9 protein-coding genes are annotated in these 8158 nt (G+C 38.5%); 2 read left to right on the top strand and 7 right to left on the bottom strand.

From position 1 onward, the window contains the following. Positions 1 to 129: 129 nt before the first annotated feature. Positions 130 to 966, top strand: a complete 837-nt coding sequence (locus BM018_RS05530; protein WP_159428201.1) for a prephenate dehydrogenase/arogenate dehydrogenase family protein — start codon at positions 130 to 132, stop codon at positions 964 to 966. A 2-nt stretch (positions 967 to 968) separates the two neighbouring features. Here BM018_RS05530 and BM018_RS05535 read toward each other — a convergent pair whose 3' ends face one another. From BM018_RS05535 to BM018_RS05550, 4 genes are read right to left on the bottom strand one after another with little or no spacing between them, the layout of a single operon-like run. Further along, positions 969 to 1943: a ribose-phosphate diphosphokinase gene (locus BM018_RS05535; protein ID WP_092319450.1), complete on the bottom strand. Its 975-nt coding sequence runs from the start codon at positions 1941 to 1943 to the stop codon at positions 969 to 971. 11 nt (positions 1944 to 1954) lie between these two features. Next, positions 1955 to 2722 carry a nitroreductase family protein gene (locus BM018_RS05540; RefSeq protein ID WP_092319453.1) on the bottom strand — a complete coding sequence of 256 codons (768 nt, stop codon included), beginning with the start codon at positions 2720 to 2722 and terminating at the stop codon, positions 1955 to 1957. 11 nt (positions 2723 to 2733) lie between these two features. Further along, positions 2734 to 3453, bottom strand: a complete 720-nt coding sequence (locus tag BM018_RS05545) for a 5'-methylthioadenosine/adenosylhomocysteine nucleosidase (RefSeq protein ID WP_092319455.1) — start codon at positions 3451 to 3453, stop codon at positions 2734 to 2736. Positions 3454 to 3469: 16 nt separating this feature from the next. Next, positions 3470 to 3706, bottom strand: a complete 237-nt coding sequence (locus tag BM018_RS05550) for a hypothetical protein (RefSeq protein ID WP_092319457.1) — start codon at positions 3704 to 3706, stop codon at positions 3470 to 3472. A 129-nt stretch (positions 3707 to 3835) separates the two neighbouring features. Between BM018_RS05550 and BM018_RS05555 the strand changes: the two genes are divergently transcribed. Continuing rightward, positions 3836 to 6322, top strand: coding sequence for a hypothetical protein (locus tag BM018_RS05555; protein ID WP_092319459.1), 2487 nt, complete (start codon positions 3836 to 3838; stop codon positions 6320 to 6322). Here the strand turns inward: BM018_RS05555 and tsaE are convergent. From tsaE to BM018_RS05570, 3 genes are read right to left on the bottom strand one after another with little or no spacing between them, the layout of a single operon-like run. Next, positions 6300 to 6722 carry a tRNA (adenosine(37)-N6)-threonylcarbamoyltransferase complex ATPase subunit type 1 TsaE gene (tsaE, locus tag BM018_RS05560; RefSeq protein WP_092319461.1) on the bottom strand — a complete coding sequence of 141 codons (423 nt, stop codon included), beginning with the start codon at positions 6720 to 6722 and terminating at the stop codon, positions 6300 to 6302. The genes BM018_RS05555 and tsaE overlap by 23 nt on opposite strands. Position 6723: 1 nt before the next feature. After that, on the bottom strand, positions 6724 to 7314 hold the full coding sequence (locus BM018_RS05565) for a periplasmic-type flagellar collar protein FlbB (RefSeq protein ID WP_092319463.1): 591 nt from the start codon (positions 7312 to 7314) through the stop codon (positions 6724 to 6726). A gap of 1 nt (position 7315) precedes the next feature. After that, positions 7316 to 7990: a lytic transglycosylase domain-containing protein gene (locus BM018_RS05570; RefSeq protein WP_092319465.1), complete on the bottom strand. Its 675-nt coding sequence runs from the start codon at positions 7988 to 7990 to the stop codon at positions 7316 to 7318. Positions 7991 to 8158: the final 168 nt, after the last annotated feature.

Below are 8158 nucleotides of genomic sequence, written 5' to 3' on the forward strand. Positions count from 1 at the left end.
CATTTAAAATATTTATCAAAGTATAACCTATTTTTCAAAGTTTTGCAAAAACAGCACCGAAAAATTGCATTTTTTATTTTTATGTTTTAGAATTAAATTCGATAATGTATCTACAAGAAGAGGTTGAGTGTGGAGAAACTTGTTATTTATGGATGGAACAATATTACAGCATCGCTGGCTGAGGGTATTAGGCGACTCTATCCTGCGTGTATAATTTTGTGTCCTGATGCACCGGATTTTATTCAATCTCAATATCGCAAAGAGCGTATTTTATCACCTCTTTCTGACGGTCTTCAAGCGATTCTTGAAAACGCTGATTATATTCTTTTAGGTTCCCGAAGTTCCGAAAATCTTGAAATTCTCAAAAGCATCCGCCGTTTTATTGATTCAAAAACCTTAATTATGGATTTTCAAGCTATTAAAGCGGATTTTTTTGAGAAAGCTTCTTATTTGTTGAAAAATAAATGTTTCTTTGCTAGTGTATTTACGTTTATTGATCTTATGGATTCGGAAGCTATTCGAAGTGATTTATTTCAGGATAAAATTGTTGCGGTTGTCAGTGATGGAAATTCTGAGGTTCTCGAAAAAATTCGGGATTTTTGGCAGCATTTTAAGGCTGTTATTGTACCTACTTCTGCAGAATTTTACGATGAAATTTTTTCTGCTACAACACAAGGAATTTTTTTGTTAACTAATTTGTATATGCGTATTCTTCAGAGAGATAGCTGGGCTGATACCTTGTTTTTTGGATTTTATAATCGTTCTTTGCGCAATTTCGCCGAACTGCCCATTCAAAATGTTCAAAACCAAGCCATTGATATTATTGCTAATAAGGAAAATATTCTGCGTGTGTTGTCGTTTATGAAGCGCGAAATCGAACAAATGAGCAGTATGATCAATGATGGCAATGCACGTCAGCTAGCTGAATATATAGAAGCTGTTCAAAAATTTCAAGATAGACTTTAAAATCAGACTTTTTTCGCCTGTAGGAATAACGTACTGATAGAGCGATTCGCATAAATACGTTCTATGGCTTCCCCGAATAACCCAGCTGCTTCAAGTACGGTCAACTTTTTTCCGATAATATTTCGTTTTGTTTCAGAGATTTCTATTGTATCTGTTACGACTACACTATCTGCAGAAGATTCTTTCAAACGTTCTGGTGCATTCTGAGAAAGTACAGCATGTGATGACATAATATGAACATTACGAGCTCCAATATCTTTCAGTCGTGCTGCAGCTTGACATATGGTACCGGCAGTGTCGATCATATCATCAATAAGAATCGTATTTTTGTTCTGCACGTCACCAATCAAATTTAGGACTTCTGCCTGATTTTTACGTTCTCGCCTTTTATCGAAGACAGCAATGCCTGCTTGAAAGTGCTTAGCGAAAGCCCGAGCACGTTCTAGACCTCCGACATCCGGTGATACTACAACCCAATCAGAGTTTGCTTTGAGGGTGTGACGAGCATAATCAAGAAAAATAGAGCTGGCAAACAAGTGATCAACAGGGATATCAAAAAATCCTTGAATTTGAGAAGCATGCAAATCCATAGTTACGATACGTTGAGCTCCAGCTTCGGTAAGAAGATTTGCTACCAACTTTGCTGTAATAGGAACACGAGATTCTGTTTTTCGTTCTTGTCGCGCGTAGCCGTAGTAAGGGATAACAGCAGTAATTTGACCTGCTGAAGCACGTTTCAAAGCATCAATAATGACAAGCAATTCGAATAAGTTTTTATATCCGGGATTTGATGTTGACTGTACAACAAAAATATGTTGACCGCGGACATCTTCTTCGATTCGGACAAAAATTTCTTCGTCTGCAAACTCGGTAATATAAATATCAGCAAGACTGATACCCATATATGATGCAATATTTTGAGCAAGTTTCGGATTACTTCTACCAGTTATAAGTTTGAGCCCTATTTCTTTCTGCATATGTTCCTCTTTTATATGCTGAAATGTTGATTACAGAAATTTTGAATCAAATGTATAGGAAAGTTGTTTCCATAAATTTGTGCAACAAATTCCGTCCATGATGATGCAGTGCCTAATTTTTTACCATGATCAGCAATTTGACGGTTGTATTGATTCAAAACCGCATCGAAATCATCAAAGACTTCGGTATTGTAATATTCTTGATGAGCAAATGTTTTCAAGGGAAGGCGCGGATGAATTTTAATTTTTTTGCCTTCTTCCGTTGGATATCCAATGCATAGCCCTACCAACGGAAATGTATACTTAGGCAATCGGAATTCGCTGATGAGAGCGGTTAAATCATGATTTCTGATAGCTCCGATGCAAACAGTACCTAACCCAAAACTTTTGGCTGCCGCAACTGCTGTTCCTAGTGCAATTCCTACGTCCACTGACCCTGCAAGAATCCCTTCTATAGAATCCGTAATTTTGAGAGGGATGTTTTCTTTTTTACTTATCAGAGACGCTTTGTAAAAATCGATGACAAACAATAAAAAAACAGGAGAGTCGGTAATATGCTGCTGAAAACCGCCACGGCCTTTAGCGAATTCCATAATAAATTGGCGTTTTTCCTTTTCCCGGATTACAATAATTGAATATTGCTGTCCGCTAATAGCGGTAGGAGCTTGTTGTGTTGCTTTAATGATATCATCAAGGATTTCTTGAGGCACAGCTTTGTTCGGATCGAATAATAGAACTGTCCGATGGTTGAGTAAGGTTTCTATAACTGGGTTTGTCATATTATATTCCTTTAAAGTTCATTGAAAAGGACTCGAAAATCACCCTGCTTGATAATCTGCATAACGATATATGATGATTTTTGAGCGGCCCCGACAAAAAAATTGTCGTAAGTAGTGGAAGCATTGCTGTCTGCTTTGTCGCTGACAGACCGGATAATACAGCATGGGATGTTGTTCTTGTAAGCAATGTGGGCTACAGCAGCGCTTTCCATATCAACTGCAAATGCGTTGAATTGTTCTCGAAAGAAAATTATTTTTTCGTTATCGGCAACAAATTGATCGCCGCTGATGATTCTGCCGTAGTGAATACAATGACTACCAAAAGCTTTTCGTGCAATTTCTAATACTATTTCTGAAATAAAGGTGTTAGCAGGAAATAAGGAAATTTTTTCGTCAGGAATTTCGGAAATTGTATAACCTAATGCTTGAGCGTCAAAATCATGATATAAAAAATCGGTCCCGATAACAATATCTCCAATGTTCAAATGAGGCTGTACTCCCCCGGCAACCCCTGTAAATATAAGGGCTTGAGCTTTGAAAACGTGGATAAGAATAGTAGCTGCTGCCGCTGCATTAGCTTTTCCTATGCCGGAAAGGCACAAAACTACAGGTTCATCATAAATTTTGCCTATATGATATTGCATCGACCCTATTGTTTGAGTATTAATTTCGGACATATTTTTTTTTATTAATTCAATTTCTTCCGGCATTGCGCCGATAACCCCTATCACACAATACTCCGATTATTTATCGATTAAACATAGATTGAACTTTTCTTTCGAGTTTTTGGTAACATCGTTCTAAATCTGCAAATTGTTGTTGCCTGAAAGTAGGTTGTTGTCCACTATTTATCTGCTGACTTTGTTGTTTAAGCATCTGCATCTGTTGCCGGTGCATTTCTCTGCGCAGTTTGTATTCATAATAATTATTATTGCATGCTGCAAATGCTAGAAAAATCAATGCTGGTAAAAATATTTTTTTCATTTTATGTCCTTTTAAGATTTCTCCCTAATAATATAACATAATTTAACATAATTTCTAATAATTTACAAGTCCTTAAATTGACAAAAAAGAAAAAAATATTCATGATATAAAAAAATTAGAAGGAAAATTATGCAAAAATTAGCAAAACAATATGGTATTTATCTTTTTTTAGGAACGATTTTAACAGTTATGATTGCTTTGCTTTTTCGTGAAAGTTTTTCTGGACTTATTCTTCAAGGCACTGATGATAATGTTTCCATGCGTATGATGCTGCTTCGTTCTCTGCAGTCTGGTCAGGGCTATCACTTTTTTCCAGTCTATTGGTTAGGCTATATTTTTAATGTTCCTAATCCTGACCTCTATACTACGGTTCTTGCTGTCACTGGTAAACCTTATGTTGTATGGGTTTATATTATTGCATTGGTGTTGTCTGGATTTTTAACCTGCTCTCTTATCAAGCGTTTGAGCATAGGCACTTTACCAGCTTTGTTTGGTGCAATTTCATATACCTTTTTGCCACATGTTTTGTCTCTAGTCTATAGCGGGCATGCCCCGGCGATTTCTGCGATTCCTATGACACCAGGATTTCTGCTCAGTCTCACCATAATTGCCGATGGAAAAACTAAATCTCCGTTTGTCAGAGCTTTGTCTGCTATCTGGGCTGGGATTTTTTGGGCAGAGATGATGCTCGGTGAGCCTCAACGTGCCATATATGGCACTGTTCTGGGTGGAGCGTGGATATTATTTCTGCTTTTTCAAAATAATAGCATCTCTTTTAAGCCGCCTTTTTTTTCGAAAGGAGGGTTTAAGGAAATATTTTCCTATTTGATTGCCATACCTGTTGTTGGGCTGCTTATTTTTATGCCGACTTTAAAATTTTGGTCAAATTCGGAATTTATTGCCAATGAAGGTTCATGGGAATTCTCAACAGGTTGGTCGTTTCCTCCTGCCGAACTACTCGATTCGCTGGCGTTTGGTTATCACGGACTCAGCACAACCGAGCCTTTATTTCCCTACTACGGTGATAAACCTTTATCGGGCAATACCGATTCGCTAGGATTTTTTGTGGTTGTATTTCTGATATTTGCAGTTGTTTTTGCATGGAAAAACAATAGAAATGCTCGATTTTTCATCATTGCGGGATTAGCTGCGCTACTGCTGTCATTTGGCAAATATTTTCCGGGTACGCCGTTTTACTGGTTGTGGTATCATCTGCCTGGTATGAATAAGCTTCGTGTCCCTGCGAAATTCCTTAGCATCACAGGATTAAGCTGGAGCATTGCTGCGGCGATTGGGCTGGATGCTGTGAGAACTCTTTTAGCAGGCTCCGATAAAGAAAAAACCAAAAAAGCCGTATTTTATGCTATAACTGCGGTTGCGGCTTTGTCGTTACTGTGGCTGGCGGTGCTGATTGCTACTAAAGGGGGTGAAACTTCCTCTATTCGCAAAGTTCTCGGTCGCGACAGAAATCTTGTCGATGCAGCACTTTCTGGACGTATTAATTCCGTGCTTAATATGTCAGTACTGTTTTTAGCTACATGGGCGTTATTTTTGGTGGCTTATTTTAAAAGGCAGTATGCCAAATTTTTACCACTTGGAGTATTAGTGCTAGCTTGCTGGAACTTGTATATGTCTAATCGATTTTATATCGAGCGTACGTATGTCGATGAAGCACAGTTCTATCCAAAAACACCTCTAATTGATTTTCTGCTGAAAAATCAGGATCCGCGTTACAGGATTTCGGGCAGTCTTTACTTGCCAAACCTTACTGAATCTCCTGCACCAATCGGTACGGTTATCGAGCAGGGTCTTTACCCTGAAAATAATTATGATCTTACGTATGCTTTTCCATATTTTGATATCAATTCATTTGGGCGTATTCCTATTTCGCGTCTGGATGAGGGCTATAAAAATTTTTTCAAAAGCTCTTTTGACAGTATCGAAGCTTTTGATAGTAACGATTCGATCTGGGAAATGAACAAACGGCTATGGTTTCTTGGCAATGTCAAGTACCTGCTAGTAGGTAGCCAAATAGAAGAGATTTTTGCCCAAAATCTGCAAGCAGATGCTATTTTTATTACTAATCTTCAGGGTATTGCTAGTTTTGTGTCCGTCTACGAGCTTCGGGAAACTCTTCCGCGTTTTGCTCTTTTCGATGGTGTCAAGCTTGTTTATGACTTGTACATATATCAAGATTTGGCTAATGAGTTGAAAAATGTTCGCAATTTCAGACCTGTTGCTGAGGATACGGGCGAACTTCCCGAAGCTCCTGCTGGAAATCATACGGTTCCACAAGTAGAACGTACCGCTTACAACGGCTATGAAGTAACATTAGGTTTTGATGATGATAAAATTTTATATTTTGGTGACTTGGCTGATAAGGGTTGGACAGCGCTTCTTGATGGAGAAGATGTTTCGTTGATTCCTGTGAATGGTATCCAGCAGGCAGTTTTTATTCCTGCAGGTACGCAGCGTTTGGAAGTATTCTACCATCGCCCAGTTGAAGGTCTGCTATTTTCCCGGATTGTTATTTTAGTATCTGCAGCAGCAGCTTTGGCACTGTGGATTTGGAATGTTGTTTCAGCTGTGAAAGTTAATTCCGGATACTCAAGCTGACAAGCCGGGCTTCCGGGGACGAACCGTACTCCAACTGGACAAACGTATGAGGTGTAGGAATTAGTTCTTGGGCGCGTTCTGCCCATTCGATAAACGCATAATCGCAGTCGCGGACAAATTCTTCAAATCCCCATTCGCTGGCTTCGGCGGCATTATTGATGCGGTATAAATCAAAATGATGAATGATAATTTCATGATTGCTGTAAATGTTCATCAGCGTGAATGTAGGACTTGTAACTTCTTGTTGTAGCCCGAACTGTTGAAGAAAACACCGCACAAAAGACGTTTTTCCAGAGCCGAGCTCTCCTTGAAGCACGATAGTTTTTGGGATTTCTGGCTCAAGCAGCAGCAGAGAAAATCGATAAAGTTCTTCTAAGGAAAAAACAGTTTGTGTCGTCATGTCACTGTGCAGCTGCAAGCATCAAGGCTTGAACCCGAGCTGCTTTTTCGCGGTTCAACAGAGTCAGTAAAAACGGAACTGTAGAAGCTTGACCGTTCATTGCAGCAAGTTCGTCCATTTTTCGGAAAGTGTCTACTACCTGTAAATCATCTTGCAAATTCAAAATTTCAGCAGCCGTTTGAGGAGGCATTCCTGCTATTTGTACTGCAATTTCTGCGATACGTTTGTCGTAAGCGCTTTCTTCTTCTTTTTTGAGTGCAGCAGCGGCTTGTTCATTGAGAAAAGCTTCTCTTTCTTCTAGCAGTTTATTTTTTTCTCCGTCTAAAGCAAGAATATTCAACTCAAGTGACGAATTTTTGTTGGAAATTTCTGTTTCTTTGATGGCCAGCAGTTCCCATTTTTTGTTGAGCTCTTCTTTTTCCAGCAACAAAGGATCTTCTATTTTGTGTGAAACTTTTAGTGTTAATTTCGCAGTGTCTGCAAAAAGCGTGCGGTAATCGATAATGCGCATAAAATCGAAAAAATACAGCGCAAATCCTGCAATTGCAACGTTCAACAGCAGCAAAAGGAAAACTTTGTACCAAATCTGCATATTATTCCTCTTTGTTGATGGCATGGTAAGCGTTCAAAACGCGCGGTACATATAATTGTGTTTCAGTATAATTAGGAATGCCGCGTGCTTTATCTACGGCTTCGGGGCCTGCGTTGTAAGCTGCTAGAGCTTTGACTAAATCCCCACGGTATCGGTCGAGCATTTCCCGGAAGTAACGCGTGCCTCCGAAAATATTTTCCTCAGGATTGAAAACGTTTGTAACGTTCATATCTTTGGCGGTATCTGGCATGAGCTGCATTAGGCCTTGAGCTCCGGCATGGGAAATGGCATTCGGATCATAACCGGATTCAACTTGAATAATAGCCCGGATTAAATTCGGGTCGAGATTATATTTTTTACCTGCTTGTACAATTATATTGTTCCAATTTGAGTTGCTATTGGTAGTAGAATTCAACTGCTGGTACATATTCCCTAATGAATCTATTTTATTATCTAAAAGTTTGTTTTCTGTGAGAGAAGAATCACTGAAGATGGAATTTGTTTGAAGGGATTTTGAGTCCATAACTTCTTTGAGGATGTCAGAAAATTTTGTAGTTTCTGTTTTTTTTTGTTTAGGTATATTTTTTTGTCTTGTAGAAGCTACTTTGTTGAATTTTTCGATTTCCTTAATTCTATCGTTAATACTTTGAATTCTTGAAGTAATTCGCTCCGGCATGTGATCCTCCTCCTGCCTTCTTACAATTTTAAATGATATGCCAGAAAATTGCAATAAATTATTTTAGGAGCTTTTTTATAATATTTTTATAGAAAAGACAACTTTGGTTTTGGGTAGGTTGACTTTTGTATTATATTTTGGTATTATATAAAGTGTAGTATTGTTGCT

This window comes from Brevinema andersonii, assembly GCF_900112165.1.
GTDB lineage: Bacteria > Spirochaetota > Brevinematia > Brevinematales > Brevinemataceae > Brevinema > Brevinema andersonii.